The following is a 17,278-nucleotide window of genomic DNA, read 5'->3' as shown; positions in this document are numbered from 1 at the left end:
CGCGCGAACAGGCAAGAAAACGCATGACGGACAGCATCGAGGATTTGAACCCGCGCAGCCGGCGCGACCATGGCGGCGGCCTGGACCAAGCCATCGCCAGCCATGGCGGCGCGCGAGCGGAATGGATCGACCTGTCGACCGGGATCAACCCGCATCCTTATCCTATGGCGGACCTCATGCCTGAAGACTGGACCGCCCTGCCGGATCACGGGGCCTTTGCCCGGCTCAGCGATGCGGCCCGTCGCTTCTGGGGTGTGCCGAACAGCGCGGCAATCCTGCCCGCGCCGGGCGCCTCGGCCCTGATCGCGCGGATCCCGGCACTGGCCCCCGTTGGTGCGGTCCAGATCACCACGCCTACCTACAACGAACATGCTGCCGCCTTTGCCGCGCAGGGCTGGAGGGTGCAGCCTGACGGTCCGGCGCCGGCACGGGTGATCGTGCATCCCAACAATCCCGACGGCCGGATTTGGCAGGCCGAGGATGCCGACGCGCCACTGACCGTGATCGACGAAAGCTTTTGCGACGTGACGCCCGAGGCATCTCTGATCCGCCTGTCGGAACGCTCCGGCGTGATCGTTCTGAAAAGCTTTGGCAAGTTCTGGGGTCTTGCGGGCCTGCGACTGGGCTTTGCCATCGGGGACCCCAACCTGATCGCGCGTCTGAACGATCTGATCGGCCCCTGGGCGGTGTCCGGCCCGGCCCTGCGCATCGGCGCGCAGGCCTTGAATGACACGGCCTGGGCCGAGGCCACACGCGCCCGGCTGGTCCGTGATGCGGATCGGCTAGATACGCTGATGACTGGCAAGGGCGCGCATTTGGTCGGCGGCACCACCCTGTTCCGCCTGTATGACGTGGACGATGCCGCCGCCTGGCAGGACCGGCTGGCACAGGCCCATATCTGGAGCCGCATCTTTCCCTATTCCGATCGATTCCTGCGGCTGGGCCTGCCGCCCGATCATGGCTGGTCGCGGCTCGAGGCGGCGCTGTGAGCACCGCTCTGACGCTGGCCCTGGCGATGCTGCTGGACGCCGCATTGGGCGAACCCGATTGGCTGTGGTCGCGTCTGCGGCACCCGGCGGTGCTGATGGGCAACGCCATCGGCTGGTTGGACCGCCGCCTGAATCACGGCACGCATCGACGGGCCAAGGGCGTGTTCGTCGCCCTTCTGCTGCTCTTGAGCGGCTGGGTGGTCGGTGCGGCGCTGACGTGGCTTGGCTGGGTGGTCGAGGTCGTGGTCTGTGCGATCCTGTTGGCGCAGAACTCTCTGGTGGCGCATGTCCGCGCCGTGGGCGTCGCACTGCGGCAGTCCCTGCCCGAGGGCCGCGCCACGGTTGCGATGATCGTGTCGCGCGACACCTCGCAGATGACCGAGGCACAGGTGGCGCGCTCGGCCATCGAAAGCGCCGCCGAGAACCTGAGTGATGGGGTGATCGCCCCCGCCTTCTGGTTCTTGCTGGGCGGCCTGCCGGGGTTGCTGGTCTACAAGGCGGTGAACACCGCCGACAGCATGATCGGGTACCGCAACGACACGTACCGAGACTTCGGCTGGGCCGCCGCCCGGCTGGACGATCTGCTGAACCTGATCCCGGCGCGGCTGACTTGCCTGATGATCGTGGCCCTGTCAGGGCAGTGGCGGCAATGGCGGGCCATCGTCGCGGACGCGCAGCGCCACATCTCGCCCAATGCCGGCTGGCCCGAGGCCGCAATGGCCCGCGCGCTGGACGTGGCACTGGCCGGGCCGCGCAGCTATGACGGGCAGATGCGCAATCTGGCCTGGGTCAACGGCGAAGCCCGGCGCTCGATCGGCGCAACGGAGGTTTTCCGCGCATGCGGGATCCTTTGGCAGGTTTGGGGGCTTGCGTTGGCGGGGCTGACGGTGTGGGTTGTTCTGAACACAGTTTTCTGAGGATGGTTTTCGTCATGCGCATTGTCTCGGGCCTTGTGGCCGCTTGCCTGTTCGCTGCCCCGGCCCTTGCACAATGCGGCGGCGGCTTCAGCGCCTTCGTTCGCGGGCTGAAGGCCGAAGCGGTACAGCAGGGGTTCGATACGGCCACGGTCGATGCGTTCTTCAACGGTGTGCAACAGGACCCCAAGGTGCTGAAGGCCGACCGCGCGCAGGGCGTGTTCCAGAAACCGTTCATCGAATTCTCGCGCCGCCTGATCTCGCAGGACCGGATCAGGCGCGGCCAGGCGATGGCGCAGAAATACGACGCCGTGTTCGACCGGATCGAAGCCGAATACGGTGTGTCGCGCGGGGTCCTGCTGGCCTTCTGGGCGTTCGAGACGGATTACGGCGCCTTCCAGGGCGATTTCAACACCCGCAATGCTTTGGTGACGCTGGCCCATGATTGCCGCCGCCCCGAGCTGTTCCGGCCGCAGATCTTTGCTGCGATCGAGCTGTTCCGGAACGGCGATTTCGACCCGAACCGCACCACCGGCGCCTGGGCGGGCGAGATCGGCATGGTGCAGATGCTGCCCCGTGACATTCTGGAAAACGGCGTGGACGGTGATGGCGACGGGCATGTTCGGTTGAAAACGTCGGCCCCCGACGCGCTGATGTCTGGGGGCAAGATGCTGTCGCATCTGGGCTGGCAGCCCGGTCAGCCCTGGCTGCAGGAGGTCACCGTGCCCGCACAGATGGACTGGTCGCTGAGCGGGCCGGGCAAACCGCGCCCGGTCTCGGACTGGCGGGCGATGGGCGTGCAGGCGCGCAGCGGGTCGCTGGCCGACCTGCCAGCCTCGCTGATCCTGCCGCAGGGGCGCAAGGGTCCGGCCTTTCTGGCCTATCCGAATTTCGATGTCTATTTCGAGTGGAACCAGAGCTTTGTCTATGTCCTGACCGCAGCCTATTTCGGAACGCGTCTCGAAGGCGCACAAGTCTATGCTGCGGGCAACCCCGAACCGGGCCTGACCGGCGCTCAGATGAAGCAGCTGCAGGCCAAGCTGCAGGCGCGCGGGCACGACGTGGGCAAGATCGACGGTATTCTTGGCGCCGGTACGCGGGCCGCAGTTCAGGCCGAGCAGGCCCGGCTGGACCTGCCCGCAGATGCTTGGCCAACGGTGGATCTGCTGAACCAGCTCTGAGCGGGCGCGGCACAGGAAAGGCCAGTGCGAAGCCAACCGCTCGAACCGGCGGCCCGATGACCGACGGCAGAAAACGGTTGATCCGACGGCGCGGCATCCGCTTAACTTCCAGAGGTGAAAAGTTTCCCGGACCGGATCGCAGGGGCGGACGCGGCGATCCGCACTCGGTGCGGTCCGGCTGAAATCGGGCAAGCACCCTGCCCGGCTGTCTGGAGGTTGGTGTGATCCGTGTTCTGAGTGTTCTGCTGTGTCTTGGTGTCGGGCCGGCATTCGCCGCCCCCAACTGCGCCGAGGGTCCGGTACCCAACTTGCAAGGATTTGACATTCCCGCGCCGCCTGATCCCGGCGACACCGCGCAGCCTGCAGCAGTCGTTGTACCCTCTGACATTGTCCGCACGCCCGTCGCCGTCTCGCCCCGCCCTGCCTTACGACCGTGCAAGTTTTCCAAGATCGGAGAGGGCCGCCAGCGCATGCGCGAACGTGGCGCCTTGTGCGATGACTGGACCATCGTTGGCGAACCTCGGAGACGCTTCGCCGGAACGTACCGGGGCTGCGGCATCGGCCGCCCGGTTCAGGTCCACAGCATGTCGGACATCCGACTGAGCCAGAAGGCGTTGATGGATTGCCGAACGGCAATCACCCTCAATACATGGATCGAGACCATGGCCAAACCGGCCTTTGCAGATCTGGGCGGCGGATTGGACGAGGTCCGGCTTGTCGGACACTATTCCTGCCGGACGCAGAACAACCACCGCTATGCGCCTTTGTCCGAACATGCGCGCGGTCGGGCCGTCGACATTTCGGCGTTTCAACTCAGGGATGGCACGATCGTGTCCGTGCGGGATGGGTGGAATACACTCGAATTCGGCCCCATTCTACGCCGCCTACATCGTGAAGCCTGCGGGCTGTTCGGTACCGTGCTCGGCCCGGCGGCGGACAAGTACCACCGTGATCACTTCCACTTCGACACGGCTCAGCGCCGCAAGGGGGCGCTGTGCCGCTAGCATCCGGCCAAAGCCATGCACTGCCAGGCTCCACGCATCGGGGCCGAGCCCGATGGATCTGAACGCCATGACATCAAGGCCGCACCGGGAATCGTTCGCCTTTTTCGGTGATCAGGATCAGCCGGTCTTTGTTGCGCACATACAGATCGCAGCGGTCGAACCCATTTCGATACTGCACACAGATGCTGCCATCAGCGGCGATGCTGTAGGTCCCGAAGGCCGTTCCGCCGCCGTTGGCCGCTGAATAGGTGTAGGAATAAGACCCACCGGCCGAGTATTTCGACTGACCGTCGTCATGGAAGGTCAGCGTGCGGCCTGCCAACGCATCCAGTTCAGCGGGGCTCAAGGGGACGTCGCCGGGGCGGGTGGCCCATTCGGCAGCCCAGAGAGGCGAGGCGGCGCAAGCCGCGCCGATCGGCAACAGATGTTTCATGCGGCCAGCCTAGCCCGGTCCGGCACGATCGCGGAATAACGTTGCGGCGAGCGGTCAGGCGACCATCTGCTCGGCCTTCTTCAGATCGACCGAGACCAGTTGGCTGACGCCCTGTTCCTGCATGGTCACGCCGAACAGACGGTCCATCCGGGCCATGGTCACCGCGTGGTGGGTGATGATCAGGAACCGCGTGTCGGTCTGGCGGCACATCTCGTCCAGCAGATCGCAGAACCGGGTCACGTTGGCATCGTCCAGCGGCGCGTCGACCTCGTCCAGCACGCAGATCGGCGCCGGGTTGGCCAGAAACACCCCGAAGATCAGTGCGGTGGCGGTCAGGGTCTGTTCCCCGCCCGACAGCAGGCTGAGCGTCGACAGCTTCTTGCCGGGCGGTTGGCACATGATCTCGAGCCCCGCATCCAGCGGGTCGTCGCTCTCGACCATCACCAGGTTGGCCTCGCCGCCACCGAACAGATGCTTGAACAGCATGGCGAAGTTCGCGTTGACCTGCTCGAATGCGGTCAGCAGGCGCTCGCGGCCCTCACGGTTGAGGCTGGCGATACCGCTGCGCAGCGCCTTGATCGCTTCTTCAAGATCGGATTTCTCGCTGTTGAGCGTGTCGAACTCCTCCTGAACCTCCTTGGCATCCTCCTCGGCGCGCAGGTTCACCGCACCCATCGCGTCGCGCTGGCGCTTGTGGCGGTTCACCTCTGCTTCCAGGGCATCGGCGGCGGGCATGTCGTCAGGGTTCACGTCCAGCTGGTTCAACAGCTGGTTCGGTGTCAGTTGTTGATCCTCGGCGATGCGCTCGGCGGCGGCAGCGACACTTTCCTTGGCCGCCTCGAACCGCGCCTCGGCCGCGGCGCGGGCTTCGCGCGCCTCCGAGGCCTTGCGCTCGGCCTCGCGCTCAGCCAGCACGGCTTCGCGTTGCAGGGTTTCGGCATGGACCAGCTTGTCGGTGGCCTCCGCGCGGCGGGCCTCGGCGGCCTCGATCATCTCGTTCAGCTCTTCGCGCGCCTCGGCGATCTCGGCGGGCGCGGCCATCGCCTCGGTCAGCTCTTCTTCCGAGCTGGCTTTGCGCTCGGCCAGCTCGGCGATGCGCTTCTCGGCGGTTTCCAAGCGGTGTTTCCAGCCGCTCAGGTCCTTGGCCACCTCCTGCGCGCGGCGGGTGCGGGCCTCGCCTTCGCGACGCAGCTCGTCATGGGTCGAGCGGTGCGTCAGCATGGTGATCCGCGCGGCCTCGACCGTCTGCTTGATGTCCTCGACCCGGGCGCGGGCGGTGTCCAGATCGCCCAGTTCGGCCAGCGCGGCCTCGGCCTCGCGCAGTTGGGCACGGGCCGCCATCGCATCCTGCTTGTGGCGATCGACCGCAAGCGTCAGGTTCTCCAGCTTGCCCTGCGCCAAGTTGCGGTCGGCCTCGGCCCGGCTGAGCGCGCGGGCGGCTTCGGCCATGCGCTGATCGGCGGCGCGGCGGGCCTCGCGGGCGCGACGGTCGGCCTCGGTCACCTCGGCCAGTTGCCGCGACAGGGCCTCGTGCGCGGCGCGGGCGCCGTCGGCCTGCGCTTCGACCTGCGCCAGCTGCTGTTTCAGCACCTCGAGCTTGTTGAGCTGCTCCAGCCGCAGCGCCGCGGCGCTGGGGGCATCCTCGGCCCAGGCGCGGAACCCGTCCCAGCGCCATAGATCGCCCGAGCGCGACACCAGCCGCTGGCCGGGTTTCAACAAAGGTTGCAGCCGCGCGCCCTGATCCGCGTCGATCAGGCCGATCTGTGCGATGCGACGGCTTAGACGGTCCGGCCCCGATACGTGCAGCGCCAGCGGCTCGGCCCCGTCCGGCAAAGGCTGATCGGCGTCATAGCCCGGCACCTGCACCCAACCCGACGGCCCATCGCCTTCGACCAGCGGGGCGCGGAGGTCATCCGCCAGCGCGGCCCCCAGCGCCTTTTCAAAGCCCGGCTCGACCCGAAGCAAGTCCAGCACCTGTCCGCCCTCGGCGGTGTCGCGCTCGACCAGCTTGGCCAGCGCAGTGGTCTCGGCCCGGATCGCCCCCAGCTCGCCCTCGGCCTCAGACCGTTGGGCGCGGGCCTCGGCCTCGCGCGCCTGGGTCTCGCCGCGCAGTTCGTCGGCGGCGGCCAGCGCTTCTTCGGCGGCTTCGGCGGCCTCGCGCGCCTCTTCCTCGGCGGCTTGCGCGGCCTCGAACGCTTCGTCGGCGCGGGTCAGCGCGGCGCGGGCCTCGGCAACGGCCGCGCGGGCCTTTTCCTCTTCGGCCTCTGAGCGTGCCAGCGTCTTGCGGCTGTCCTCGACCAGGCGCTGCGCCGATTGGTGACGCGCGACCAGACGAGCGGTGTCCTCGGTCTCCTGCGCCAGCAGATCCTCGCGCTCCTGCAGAACCGCGGCGGCCTCTCGGGCAATTTCGGCGGCTTCGGCCAGCTTGTCGTCATGGCCCTCGGCGGCCTTGGCCAGTTCGCGGGCTTCCCATTCCAGCCGTTCGATCATCTCGCCGGCGTCGCGGTTCAAACCGGTTTCACGCTCAATGTCGCGGCCCAGTTGCTGGATGCGGGCAGTCAGGGTTTCGATGGTCTGGCGCGCGCGGGTTTCCTGATCGGACAGCTGATCGCGCTGCACCTGCTGGCGCTGCAGGACGGCGGCGGCGATGGCCTCCTCCTCGCGCAGCGGCGGCAGGGTTTCTTCGATCTCGGCGCGTTTCGCGCTGGCGGCGCGGGCCTCGGCCTCGGCGCGCGCGGCTTCTGTGATGCGGTCACGCAGACGCTCTTCGGCCTGCTGGCGGGCCATGTCGGCCTCTTTCCAACGGCGATACAGCAACATGCCTTCGGCTTGGCGCAATTGCTCGCCGATCTCGCGATACCGCGCGGCCTGACGGGCCTGGCGCGCCAGCTGCGCCAGCTGCGTGCCCAACTGTTCCAGAACGTCATCGACGCGGGTCAGGTTGGCCTCGGTGCCTTTGAGCTTCAGTTCGGCCTCATGCCGGCGCTGGTATAGGCCCGAGATACCGGCGGCTTCTTCCAGAATGCGGCGGCGAGCGCGGGGTTTGGCGTTGATCAGCTCGGCGATCCGGTTCTGCCCCACCAGCGCGGGCGAATGCGCGCCGGTCGAAGCATCGGCGAACAGCATCTGCACGTCGCGGGCGCGCACGTCTTTGCCGTTGGCCTTGTAGGCGCTGCCCACGTCGCGGGTGATGCGGCGCACGATTTCGATCTGATCGCTGTCGTTGAACCCGGCCGGAGCCAGACGTTCCGAGTTGTCCATGGTCAGGACGACCTCGGCGAAGTTGCGCGCCGGACGGGTGGCGGCACCGGCAAAGATCACGTCCTCCATCGCACCGCCGCGCATCGATTTGGGGCGGTTCTCGCCCATCACCCAACGCAGCGCCTCGAGCAGGTTGGACTTGCCGCAGCCGTTGGGCCCCACAACACCGGTCAACCCGTCGGCGATGATCAGATCGGTCGGATCGACAAAGCTTTTGAAGCCGGTGAGTTTGAGTTTGGTAAAGCGCAAAGGCCGGTTTCCATGATTCCCGTTCCTTCAAAGTCTGGACAAGGGAATGGCCGTGAGTCAACGAAGTTGCGCAGGATATGGGATATTGGGCCAAGTTATCCACAATATCTTGCTGATTTGGGCGGAATTGCGCGGAGTCAATAAGGCGAACACTCGAACACCTGGTATCCGGTGTCCGATCCGCTGTCATGGGTGCCGAAGTCGATGCATTCATAGTTGGTCGGCGTGACCGCAGCCAGCAACAGCCGGTTCGACGCCCTGCGGTCACAGGCGAGAATGCCCACGGTCACTGCCGCATCGCCGAGCACGTCGGCGACCGGACAGCCCGAGACCTGCGCCATGGCCAACGCGGCCCGATCCCGGATCGACCCCAGCCGCGGGGCATATTGGCTGTTGACGCGGACCGCCTCGGCGAGGTCACCGCGCAGGCGCACGTCGAACACGCTGCCGTTCACGGCCACACGAGTCGCGGGCAGGTCGCGGAAATGGGTCGTACCGGCCGAGCAGCCGGCCAGCAACAGCAAGGCGAGGAACCGGATCATGCCGCAGCTTAGCGGCAAAATGGTTAACGAAAGCTTTCCCGAACTTACCCGCGCAGGACCGTGCCCAACCGGGCAATGCCCTCGGCAATCCTGACCTCGTCCGAGTTGGAGAAACTCAGCCGGATCGTATTGGTGCCGCTGCCATCTGGGTGAAAGGCCTGTCCGGGCACAAAGGCGACCTTGACCGCCTCAAGCGCGCGGGCCAGTAGCTGTGCGCCATCCGAGCCGGGCAGCAGGGTCAGCCAGATGAACATGCCACCCTCGGGCCGGGTCCATTGCACGCCTTCGGGCATGTGCCGTTCCAACGCCGCCAGCATCGCGTCGCGGCGCGCGCGGTAGGTTGCGCGCACTTTCGGGATGTGGCTGTCGAAACAGGTTTGGGCAACTTGGTGCACGGCCATCTGGTTGATGGTGGCCGAATGCAGGTCGGCGGCCTGTTTCATCAACACAAGCTGCGAGATGACGGGCCGCGCCGCCACGACCCAGCCAACTCGCAACCCGGGCGACAGAGTCTTTGAAAAACTGCCGCAATAGTTGGTTCGGCACGCTTGCAGATCGCCCTTTCGCGCCAGTTCCAGCGCAAGGATCGGCGGAATCGCCTGCCCGTCATAGCGCAGGGCCTGATAGGCGCCGTCCTCGATCAGGGCGCAGTCCAACTCCTCGGCCAAATCCAAAAGGGCCTCACGCCCCAGCCGATCGACGGTCTCGCCGGTCGGGTTGGCAAAGTCGGGCGACAGATAGGCGTATTTGACCGCCCCCGGCCCCGCCGCGGCCCGATATTGCGCCGCGCCCGCGTTGCCGCCTGCGCGCAACCGGTCAAAGCGAGGCTCATAGGCGTTAAAGGCCGCCAAGGCTCCCAGATATGTCGGCCATCCGACCAGCGCCGTGTCGCCGGGCGACAGGAACAGCTTGCCCAGATAGTCCAGCGCCTGTTGCGAGCCCGAGGTGATCAGAACATCATCGGGGCCGCAGTCGATGCCGATCAAACGCATGTGGTCGGCGATCCATTCCCGCAACGGCAGGTACCCTTCGGACACGGAATACTGCAGCGCCTGCGCCCGGCTGTCGGCCCTAAACGCCTGTTGGAATGCCTGGGCAAAGGCCTCGGCCGGAAACAGCGCCGGGTCGGGGATACCGCCGGCAAAGGAAATGATGCCGGGTTGATCCAGCAGTTTCAGCAGCTCTCGGATTTCAGACGCCTTCATTCGCGCGGCGCGCGTGGCAAATAGCTGATGCATGGGCCGAGCCTCCTCCGCTGGGTCGGACCGACGCTATGACCTCCGCGCTTAAAGTCAATAATGCTGACCTATTGTTTCAGGCAATGTGATCGCCGCCCGTTCTTGCGCAGGCCGGGCTTGTGTGGTCATATGATTTGACCAATTTCCAGCGATGTTCCGATGCCCTTTCAGAAAGTCCAGACCGAGAAACTGTCCCTGGCCGTCGTCAAACAGATCGAGCTGCTGATCCTGCGCGGGATCCTGCGCCCCGGTGAACGCCTGCCGCCCGAGCGCGAACTGGCCGACCGACTGGGCGTATCGCGCCCGTCGCTGCGCGAGGCGATCTCGCAACTGCAGGATCAGGGCCTGCTGTCTGCCAAGGCCGGGTCGGGCATCTATGTGGCCGAGGTTCTGGGCTCGGCCTTTTCTCCGGCGCTGATCCGTCTGTTCAGCAGCCATGACGAGGCCGTGTTCGATTACCTTTCCTTCCGGCGCGACATGGAAGGTTTGGCGGCCGAACGCGCCGCGCGTCTGGGCTCGGACAGCGACCTGAAGGTGATCCAAGCGATTTTCGACAAGATGGAGGCCGCCCATGCCCGCAACGCGGCCGATGACGAGGCCCATCTGGACGCGCAATTCCACATGGCGATCATCGAAGCCAGCCACAACGTGGTGATGCTGCACATGATGCGGTCGATGTTCGATCTGTTGCGGCAGGGCGTGTTCTACAACCGCCAGATCATGTTCCACCAGCGCACCACGCGCGACGCAATCCTGAACCAGCACAGGGCAATCAACACATCCCTTCAGTCCCGCGACCCCGAGGCCGCCCGGCAGGCGGTGGAACAGCACCTGAGCTTCGTCGAACGCTGCATGCAGGACCAGCAGAAAGCGCAGCGCAACGAACGTATCGCGCGCCAGCGCCTGGAACACGAAACCGCCGGGCGTTAAGCGCCAGTTGTCAGATCCGATGCAACTTTCGCATCAGTCTGTGCTTCCACAGCTGGCGTCGCGCAAAAGGCTTGGGGTCGCATTTACGCAGATCGGGAAAGGTCGCTTCGGCCTCTTTGCGGGTCCGCAACTTGAGTGGTTCGTCGAGGATACGGCGGACCAGATCATCCTGCGGCACGACCGAAGCGCGCTCGGCATCGATCACCTCGAGCATTTCGGCATGGTAGGCCTCGATATCTTCCGACCGTTGTCCGTTGCGGAACCTGAACGCGCCAATTTGGTCATGAACGGACAACATCGTTGTATGCTTCGAAAACCTCAGCCACAGTTCTCCGTCCACGGCAAGGCGGAGCGACTCGTTCAACCTACCGCCTGCGACTTCCCACAGGCTGCGGCGCCAGAAAGTCGATTCCTGCTGAATCCATTGATAGTCGGCCGCAAGAAACCGCGTATGGGTCACAAGTCGCGGGCGGTGGATGCTCAAAACCTGATCGGCCTCGTCGATACAGGTCACCCGACCGGTCAACCATTCTACCGAGGAATTGAACGCAAATATCGAGCCCACAAGTGACAGACTTCCGGGCAACAGGACATCGTCCGAGTTGATCCATCCCATCACATCTCCGGTCGACACCGCAAAGCCCCGATTTATTGCGTGGGCTTGTCCGTCATCCGGTTCGGACAGAACCGTAGAGAAGAAATTGCGGTACCTCTCGACGATTTCGAGGGACCCATCCGTACTGCCGCCATCCGAAAGGATCAGTTCGAGGTCTGGATAATTCTGATCGATGACAGACCGAATCGTGCGTTCGAGAAACTCGGCGCAATTGAGGTTCGGGATCACAACGCTGATCCGGGGCAGTCGTGTCATGTGTTACTCGTGGCTCAATCGGGCAAGCCTTGAAACGTGTTAATATGATGAACCTACAGTATCCGATAAAACGGCGAGGGCAAATTCTGCCCCCGCCGAAACTCCTACAACCGTCGAGGAAGTCTGAGACGCGTTCGCCACCAGGCGCCGAGACCGCCTCTGCGCCGGATCAATGCAGTTTCTGCGCCACGGTCGCGATGGCCTCGTCGATCAGTTTGTTGGCCTGGGCCGCGGTCATCTGCTTGGCCAGTACCGACTGCGCGGCGACGACAGCCGCTGCGACGGCCTGATCGCGAACCTCTTTGACCGCTGCGGCCTCAGCCGAGGCGATCTGATCCTGAGCAGCCGCAAGGCGACGGGCAATCGACTTCTCGAGGTCGGCCTTGGCCTGCTCGGCCGCCAGAACGGCGTCTTCCTTGGCAGCAGCCACGATGGCATCAGCCTGGGCCTGCACCTCGCGCTGCTTGCGCTCATACGAGGCCAGCAGGCCGCGCGCTTCTTCGTGCAAGGCGCGGGCTTCGTCCAGTTCGGCCTGGATGCCCTGGGCGCGATTGTCCAGCGCCCCGCCGATCATGCCGGGCACCTTGAAATAGAACAGCACCGCGATGAAGACGATGAAGCCCAGCAACACCACGAAGTCGGTGTTGCCCAGCGAGAAGAACGGGCCGCTTGCGGCAAAGGCCGGGCTGGCGGCGCCTGCAGTCAGGACAAGGGCAAGGATGTTCCGCATGTCACTTATCCTTTCAGCTGTGCTTCGACGGCACCTGCGATGGCATCTGCATCCGCCTTGCCGCCCAGTGCGGTGACCAGCTCGGCCGCCACGTCCTTGGCAACCACTTGAATGCTTTCCAGCGCTCCGGCCCGGATCTCGGCAATCGCCTTTTCGGACTCGGCCGCCTTGGCCGCGATTTCCGCGTCTGCCTTGGCGATCGCGTCATCCAGGTCCGCCTGGATTTCGGCGCGCGCTTCGGCTGCGATCCGCTGCGCCTCGGTACGGGCATCGGCCAGCGCCTTGTTGTAGGCTTCTTCGGCCTCGACCGCTTTGGCCTTCAGGTCTTCGGCCGCGGCCAGGTCGTTGGTAATGGTCCCCTGACGCTCGGCCAGGATCGCCGCGATGCGCGGCAGGGCCACGCGGGACAGAACCAGAAAGATGACGACCAGCGTAACGACGAGCCAGAAGATCTGGTTCGGGAACCAGTCGAAGCAAAGCTGCGGCATCCCGATGGCAGAGCCATGAGAGTCGACGCAGGTTCCTACTGCTCCGGTTGTTTCAGTCGCCATGATGTCCTCCGTCGGAACGTTGTCTTTACAACAGGTGGGCCGCTATGGCTTGGGCCCACCTGCGCGTAAGGATCAGGTTCCGCAGATTATACGGCGAACATCAGCAGCAGCGAGACCAGGAATGCGAAGATCCCCAGGGCTTCTGCGAATGCGATACCGATGAACAGGGTTGCGGTCTGCGAAGCAGCCGCCGAGGGGTTGCGCAGAGCGCCGGCCAGGAAGTTGCCAGCCACGTTGCCCACCCCGATTGCGGCCGCGCCGGAACCGATTGCTGCCAGGCCTGCGCCGATGTGTGCGAGATCGCCTTCCATGATGTATCTCCTTACGAATTGGAAGTTTCGATTTTGGGTTATCGTTCCTGTGCCGGGGTCACGCCCCGATCAGTGATGCGGATGCAGAGCGTCCTTCAGGTAAACACAGGTCAGAATGGTGAATACGTAGGCCTGGATGAAGGCCACCAGGACCTCGAGGCCATACATCGCGGTGATCGCCAGAACCGACACAGGCGAGATCGCGGCAATCGCGGCGAAACCGGCGAAAACCTTGATCACGGCGTGGCCCGCCATGACGTTGCCCGCAAGACGGATCGAGTGGCTGACCGGACGCACGAAATACGAGATCAGTTCGATGATCGCCAGGATTGGGCGGAGGGCCAGCGGTGCGCTCGACACCCAGAACAGGCTGAGGAACCCGGCGCCGTTCTTGACAAAGCCCAGCACGGTCACGGTCAGGAACACCGCCAGCGCGAGCACCACGGTCACAGCGAAATGCGAGGTGGTTGTGAACGACATGGGCAGCAGGCCCAGGAAGTTCGCGGTGACGATGAACATGAACAGGGTCATGACATAGGGGAAGAACTTGACGCCTTCCTTACCGCAGATGTCTTCCAGCATCTTGTAGATGAAGCCATAGGCCAGTTCGGCGATCGACTGCATGCGGGTCGGGACGATGGCGCGCTTCGAAGTGCTCAGCACCAGCAGACCGATGATGGCCAGAACCGCGAAGAACAGCCACAGGGTCACGTTGGTGGGCGTGTACCAGGCGATCGTGTCGCCGCCGAACAGCGGCTTGACGATGAACTGGTCCATGGGATGGAACACTAGGCTGCTGCCTTCTGCTGCGTGTTCTGCGCCTGCGGCGCCGTGTGCTGCGGTGGTCTCGCTTGCCACGTTCAGTCCCTCTCGTCCTTCTCGGCCCTTGTCGCGGCCGCTTGTTTCTCTTGGGCCTCCTGTGCGCTGCGGAGCATGACCTTCACCCCGGCGACGAGACCCAGCAATGTAAACAGCACCAGGAAGATCGGGATCGTCCCGAACAGGCTGTCCAGCCCGTACCCGATGCCAAATCCGATCCCCAGACCGGATACCATCTCGATGACCATCCGCCAGGCCAGTTCGCCCCCGGATATGTCGGCGTCTGCGCGGGCCTGCGGTTGCTTGGCCTTTTTCGCCGCTTCGATCCGCGCCTCAAGCTGCGTCAGGCGCTGCTTTGGGTCGTCATCGGTCACGGGCGGTTTCCTCGCACAGTCTTGGCGCAGTTGCTAAGCGGCACGCGGCGCAGAGTCAACGGCCTTGATGGCCCCTATTGCCGCAGCTCAAGACTTTGTTTTTTTATGACTTTTCGCATATCTGCCAGTCTCGCCGTCTGAGCATCGGGTCCGCGTCAGCCCCAAAAGCCCTGAATCCGCATATTCAACCAAATGGTTGACCAAACTTTCCCGCTGTGGTTCAGCGGGGTCATGTCCGATGACCTCGATACCGTCTTTGCGGCCCTGGCCGACCCCACGCGGCGCACAATTCTGGCGATGCTGCTCGAGGATGACATGGCCGTCACCGACGTGGCCGAGCCGTTCGAGATGTCGCTGGCGGCGATCTCGAAACACCTGACGATTCTGACCCGGGCCGGGCTGATCAGCCAGGAGAAGCGCGGCCGGGTGAAATGGTGCAAGCTGGAACCCGACTCCCTGCGCGCGGCCTCGGTCTGGATGCAAGGGTTCGGGCAGTTCGAACCGGTCAATCTGGACGCGTTCGAGCGGTTCCTGGAAAACCAGTTGTCCGCGGGTGACGAGGCCTAGCGCACCACGAAGACCGACATGCTGGCATGTTTGGCCAGGTATCCGGCATGGCTGGACAGGATGAAATCGGTGATCCGCGGCGCATGGGTGCCGATTACGATCAGGTCGGCGCCGATCTCTTCGGCGGTGCGGGCCAGATCGCCATCGACCTCGGCCGCCACGTCCACCGAATGGATATTGCGGAAATCGACCCCGCCGCCGCTGGCTTGGGACAGCTCGTCCGCCAGATCGGACAGATGATCGTGGATCGCGCTTTCGGTCTGGGTCGGGTCACCGGGCTGGTTGCTGGTGACACTGACGATGGTGATCCGGGCCCCCTGCCATCGGGCGACTTGGGCCGCAACCTCGGCGGCTTTGCGCACTTCGGGCGGCAAGTGCAGATCGACGGGAAACATGATGTGCTTGAACATGGGACACCTCCTTGACCTTGTATCAGCCTAGCCGAGCCGCGCGGTCTGCCCCTTGATCTGCCTCAACAGGTAGGCGTCAGCGCGCCACGGGCTGCCGGTCGGCGCGTCGCAGATCGTCGCCCTTCAGCAGCAGCACAAGGGCCAGGATCGTCAGCCCGATTCCCACCAGCACCAAAAGGTCCGGCGCCGGCTGGCCCAGCGCGATCTGCCAGATGATCACCCAGCTTGGCGTCAGGTAGGTATAGGCCATGACCTTGGCCGATGGCAGCAGCAGCGTTGCATATTGCAACAGAACGAAGGTGGCCGCGCTGGCGCAGATGGCGACATAGAGCAGGCCGATCCAGACGATCGCCGGCAGGTTGGCCCAGTCGGTCGCGCGGATGTCGGACCAGCCGAACACCGTCAGCACCGCGCACCCGGCCAACAACGTGCCGAAAGTGAACACGACCGGCGGCTCGCCCCGGTTCAGCTTGCGCACCATGGGCGTATAGATCGCATGGGCCACGCAGCCCCAGAAATAGATGATCTCGCCCTGCCCGATCTCGAAGGCGCGAAAGGCCAGCCAATCGGCGCGGAACACCACCCACAGCGCGCCAACCGCGCCCACGCTCAACGCCAGGGCCATGTGCGGGGTGGTGATCTGACGCAGCAACACCCAACCCGCCACCGCCGACAGGATCGGCGTCAGGGTGAACACCGCCGCCGCGCTGACCGGCGGCGCGGTTTTCAGCCCGTAGAACATCAGCACGAAATAGGCCGAGAACAGCCCGCCCAGCACCAGATACCGCCAAGGCGCGCGCGCCGCGCTGCGCGGCAGGCCGGTCGTCATCAGCGCCGCGATGCCGATCACCACGCCGGCAATCGCGAACCGCGCGGCGTTCAGCGCCGCCGGCGCGATCTCGTTGGCAATCATCGAGCCTAGCGAGAAACTGCCCGCCACCAGCGCCGAGAACACCAGCATGGCCAGATGGCCACGCGCCTGCGGGCTCATGGCAGCCAGTCCTTGGCCTGCTCCTTGAGGAATTTCAGGAAGGTCTGCACCTTGTTGGTGCGGTGCAGATCCACATGGGTCACCAGCCACAGATTTCCGGCCCATTCCGGCAGCGGCTCCATCACCTCCTGCAACTGCGGATGGCGGGCGGCCTCCCAGCGGGCCATGAAGCCGATCCCCGCCCCGGCCAGTACCGCCTCGGCCACGGTGAAGTTGTTGGAGCAGCGGAAGGTGATCGCCTCGGCCGGGACATTGGCGCGCAGCCAGCGCGAAAAGGGCGCGCGGCTGTTCTCGTCATCCGCCCCGACGAAGGCGTGGTTGGGGAAATCCTCGACGCCCGCAGGCAGGCCGCGCCGCGCGATGTAGTCCTGACTGGCATACAGCCCCACCTCTTGCGTCATGAAGGGCTGCACAACATTGTCCGGCTGGTCGGGGGCCGCACCGGCGCGGATGGCCACATGCGCCTCGCCATATTCCAGGCGGAACAGGCGGTCGCCGGTCAGATAGCGCACGATCAGGTCGGGATGGTCCTGCTGGAACGCGGTCAGCGTGGGCACCACCAGCGGCGCCAGCGAGGCGAGCGAAGTCACCACCAGCTCGCCCGAGACATCGTCTCCGCGCCCCTTCAGCCGCCCGACCAGCTGGTTGAACTGATCCTCGGTGGCCTGGGCCACACGCAGCAGATCCTCGCCCGCCTCGGTCGGGGTGTAGCCGCGCGCGTGGCGCTGGAACAGCTTGACCTTCAGCCGGGCCTCGATCGCGTCGATATGGCGGATCACCGTGGCGTGGTGCACCCCCAGAACCTCGGCCGCGCCGCTGACCGTGCCCATACGCGCAACCTGATAGGCGGTGCGGACCTCGTCCCAATTGTCCATGACAAAACCAATTCTGTGCAATTTCCAACAATGTCTGT

Annotated in this window: 19 protein-coding genes; 6 read left to right on the top strand and 13 right to left on the bottom strand. The window is 64.9% G+C overall.

The genetic code is table 11. The features are described 5' to 3' along the window. The first annotated feature begins 23 nt into the window (after positions 1-23). The 4 genes from cobD to AC2FMN_RS13620 all read left to right on the top strand — a co-directional run bounded on the left by cobD (position 24) and on the right by AC2FMN_RS13620 (position 4,088). Complete coding sequence (cobD, locus tag AC2FMN_RS13635; protein WP_496688780.1) at positions 24-989, top strand: threonine-phosphate decarboxylase CobD; 966 nt, start codon at positions 24-26, stop codon at positions 987-989. Beyond that, entirely contained in the window at positions 986-1,906 is a 921-nt protein-coding gene (gene cbiB / locus AC2FMN_RS13630; RefSeq protein WP_496688778.1) for an adenosylcobinamide-phosphate synthase CbiB, read from the top strand. Before cobD ends, cbiB begins: the two co-directional genes overlap by 4 nt. A gap of 14 nt (positions 1,907-1,920) precedes the next feature. Then, positions 1,921-3,084 (top strand): lytic murein transglycosylase, encoded by a 1,164-nt coding sequence (locus AC2FMN_RS13625; RefSeq protein ID WP_496688776.1) that lies wholly within the window; start codon positions 1,921-1,923, stop codon positions 3,082-3,084. Between the two features lie 470 nt (positions 3,085-3,554). Continuing rightward, the gene (locus AC2FMN_RS13620) at positions 3,555-4,088 is read left to right on the top strand and encodes an extensin-like domain-containing protein (RefSeq protein WP_496679326.1); all 534 of its coding nucleotides are present in this window, start codon (positions 3,555-3,557) and stop codon (positions 4,086-4,088) included. A 73-nt stretch (positions 4,089-4,161) separates the two neighbouring features. Here the strand turns inward: AC2FMN_RS13620 and AC2FMN_RS13615 are convergent, their stop codons facing one another. The 4 genes from AC2FMN_RS13615 to AC2FMN_RS13600 form a co-directional block, all read right to left on the bottom strand. Continuing rightward, positions 4,162-4,521, bottom strand: a complete 360-nt coding sequence (locus AC2FMN_RS13615; RefSeq protein ID WP_496688775.1) for a hypothetical protein — start codon at positions 4,519-4,521, stop codon at positions 4,162-4,164. Positions 4,522-4,575: 54 nt separating this feature from the next. Further along, positions 4,576-8,031, bottom strand: coding sequence for a chromosome segregation SMC family protein (locus AC2FMN_RS13610; protein ID WP_496688773.1), 3,456 nt, complete (start codon positions 8,029-8,031; stop codon positions 4,576-4,578). 137 nt (positions 8,032-8,168) lie between these two features. Next, on the bottom strand, positions 8,169-8,573 hold the full coding sequence (locus AC2FMN_RS13605; protein ID WP_496688771.1) for a hypothetical protein: 405 nt from the start codon (positions 8,571-8,573) through the stop codon (positions 8,169-8,171). Positions 8,574-8,617: 44 nt separating this feature from the next. Continuing rightward, positions 8,618-9,811, bottom strand: a complete 1,194-nt coding sequence (locus AC2FMN_RS13600) for an aminotransferase-like domain-containing protein (RefSeq protein ID WP_496688770.1) — start codon at positions 9,809-9,811, stop codon at positions 8,618-8,620. Positions 9,812-9,970: 159 nt separating this feature from the next. Here AC2FMN_RS13600 and AC2FMN_RS13595 point away from each other — a divergent pair, with 159 nt between their 5' ends. Beyond that, positions 9,971-10,741, top strand: a complete 771-nt coding sequence (locus AC2FMN_RS13595) for an FCD domain-containing protein (RefSeq protein WP_496688769.1) — start codon at positions 9,971-9,973, stop codon at positions 10,739-10,741. A 10-nt stretch (positions 10,742-10,751) separates the two neighbouring features. Here the strand turns inward: AC2FMN_RS13595 and AC2FMN_RS13590 are convergent, their stop codons facing one another. From AC2FMN_RS13590 to AC2FMN_RS13565, 6 genes are all read right to left on the bottom strand, one after another. Beyond that, positions 10,752-11,612, bottom strand: coding sequence for a glycosyltransferase family 2 protein (locus AC2FMN_RS13590; RefSeq protein ID WP_496688767.1), 861 nt, complete (start codon positions 11,610-11,612; stop codon positions 10,752-10,754). A gap of 169 nt (positions 11,613-11,781) precedes the next feature. After that, on the bottom strand, positions 11,782-12,342 hold the full coding sequence (locus AC2FMN_RS13585; RefSeq protein ID WP_496688765.1) for a F0F1 ATP synthase subunit B: 561 nt from the start codon (positions 12,340-12,342) through the stop codon (positions 11,782-11,784). Positions 12,343-12,347: 5 nt separating this feature from the next. Beyond that, the gene (locus tag AC2FMN_RS13580; RefSeq protein WP_496688764.1) at positions 12,348-12,893 is read right to left on the bottom strand and encodes a F0F1 ATP synthase subunit B'; all 546 of its coding nucleotides are present in this window, start codon (positions 12,891-12,893) and stop codon (positions 12,348-12,350) included. 86 nt (positions 12,894-12,979) lie between these two features. Next, a complete protein-coding gene (locus AC2FMN_RS13575; protein ID WP_005981269.1) occupies positions 12,980-13,204 on the bottom strand; it encodes a F0F1 ATP synthase subunit C in 225 nt (74 codons plus the stop codon). Positions 13,205-13,273: 69 nt separating this feature from the next. Then, positions 13,274-14,062, bottom strand: coding sequence for a F0F1 ATP synthase subunit A (locus AC2FMN_RS13570; RefSeq protein WP_496679342.1), 789 nt, complete (start codon positions 14,060-14,062; stop codon positions 13,274-13,276). A 2-nt stretch (positions 14,063-14,064) separates the two neighbouring features. Further along, a complete protein-coding gene (locus AC2FMN_RS13565) occupies positions 14,065-14,397 on the bottom strand; it encodes an AtpZ/AtpI family protein (protein ID WP_490359927.1) in 333 nt (110 codons plus the stop codon). Between the two features lie 231 nt (positions 14,398-14,628). On the opposite strand from AC2FMN_RS13565, the gene AC2FMN_RS13560 reads away from it, so the two are divergent. Then, the gene (locus AC2FMN_RS13560) at positions 14,629-14,964 is read left to right on the top strand and encodes an ArsR/SmtB family transcription factor (RefSeq protein ID WP_496688762.1); all 336 of its coding nucleotides are present in this window, start codon (positions 14,629-14,631) and stop codon (positions 14,962-14,964) included. Here AC2FMN_RS13560 and AC2FMN_RS13555 read toward each other — a convergent pair. From AC2FMN_RS13555 to AC2FMN_RS13545, 3 genes are all read right to left on the bottom strand, one after another. Further along, positions 14,961-15,374, bottom strand: coding sequence for a universal stress protein (locus tag AC2FMN_RS13555; RefSeq protein WP_496688760.1), 414 nt, complete (start codon positions 15,372-15,374; stop codon positions 14,961-14,963). The two genes, AC2FMN_RS13560 and AC2FMN_RS13555, sit on opposite strands and share 4 nt — an antisense overlap. A gap of 76 nt (positions 15,375-15,450) precedes the next feature. Further along, positions 15,451-16,365 carry a DMT family transporter gene (locus tag AC2FMN_RS13550; protein WP_496688758.1) on the bottom strand — a complete coding sequence of 305 codons (915 nt, stop codon included), beginning with the start codon at positions 16,363-16,365 and terminating at the stop codon, positions 15,451-15,453. Continuing rightward, positions 16,362-17,240, bottom strand: a complete 879-nt coding sequence (locus AC2FMN_RS13545) for a LysR family transcriptional regulator (protein WP_170367906.1) — start codon at positions 17,238-17,240, stop codon at positions 16,362-16,364. Before AC2FMN_RS13545 ends, AC2FMN_RS13550 begins: the two co-directional genes overlap by 4 nt. Positions 17,241-17,278 lie beyond the last annotated feature (38 nt).

This window comes from Ruegeria sp. BHSC037, assembly GCF_059613045.1.
The sequence above is the reverse complement of the archived record's forward strand: the minus strand, read 5'-3'. Positions and strand labels throughout refer to the sequence as shown.

Bases quoted from the DNA above. Each gene is read 5' to 3' on its own strand.
- cobD (WP_496688780.1), top strand. From the start codon at position 24: ATGACGGACAGCATCGAGGATTTGAACCCGCGCAGCCGGCGCGACCAT.
- AC2FMN_RS13625 (WP_496688776.1), top strand. From the start codon at position 1,921: ATGCGCATTGTCTCGGGCCTTGTGGCCGCTTGCCTGTTCGCTGCCCCG.
- AC2FMN_RS13620 (WP_496679326.1), top strand. From the start codon at position 3,555: ATGCGCGAACGTGGCGCCTTGTGCGATGACTGGACCATCGTTGGCGAA.
- AC2FMN_RS13615 (WP_496688775.1), bottom strand. From the start codon at position 4,521: ATGAAACATCTGTTGCCGATCGGCGCGGCTTGCGCCGCCTCGCCTCTC.
- AC2FMN_RS13605 (WP_496688771.1), bottom strand. From the start codon at position 8,573: ATGATCCGGTTCCTCGCCTTGCTGTTGCTGGCCGGCTGCTCGGCCGGT.
- AC2FMN_RS13600 (WP_496688770.1), bottom strand. From the start codon at position 9,811: ATGCATCAGCTATTTGCCACGCGCGCCGCGCGAATGAAGGCGTCTGAA.
- AC2FMN_RS13595 (WP_496688769.1), top strand. From the start codon at position 9,971: ATGCCCTTTCAGAAAGTCCAGACCGAGAAACTGTCCCTGGCCGTCGTC.
- AC2FMN_RS13590 (WP_496688767.1), bottom strand. From the start codon at position 11,612: ATGACACGACTGCCCCGGATCAGCGTTGTGATCCCGAACCTCAATTGC.
- AC2FMN_RS13585 (WP_496688765.1), bottom strand. From the start codon at position 12,342: ATGCGGAACATCCTTGCCCTTGTCCTGACTGCAGGCGCCGCCAGCCCG.
- AC2FMN_RS13580 (WP_496688764.1), bottom strand. From the start codon at position 12,893: ATGGCGACTGAAACAACCGGAGCAGTAGGAACCTGCGTCGACTCTCAT.
- AC2FMN_RS13575 (WP_005981269.1), bottom strand. From the start codon at position 13,204: ATGGAAGGCGATCTCGCACACATCGGCGCAGGCCTGGCAGCAATCGGT.
- AC2FMN_RS13560 (WP_496688762.1), top strand. From the start codon at position 14,629: ATGTCCGATGACCTCGATACCGTCTTTGCGGCCCTGGCCGACCCCACG.
- AC2FMN_RS13555 (WP_496688760.1), bottom strand. From the start codon at position 15,374: ATGTTCAAGCACATCATGTTTCCCGTCGATCTGCACTTGCCGCCCGAA.
- AC2FMN_RS13550 (WP_496688758.1), bottom strand. From the start codon at position 16,365: ATGAGCCCGCAGGCGCGTGGCCATCTGGCCATGCTGGTGTTCTCGGCG.
- AC2FMN_RS13545 (WP_170367906.1), bottom strand. From the start codon at position 17,240: ATGGACAATTGGGACGAGGTCCGCACCGCCTATCAGGTTGCGCGTATG.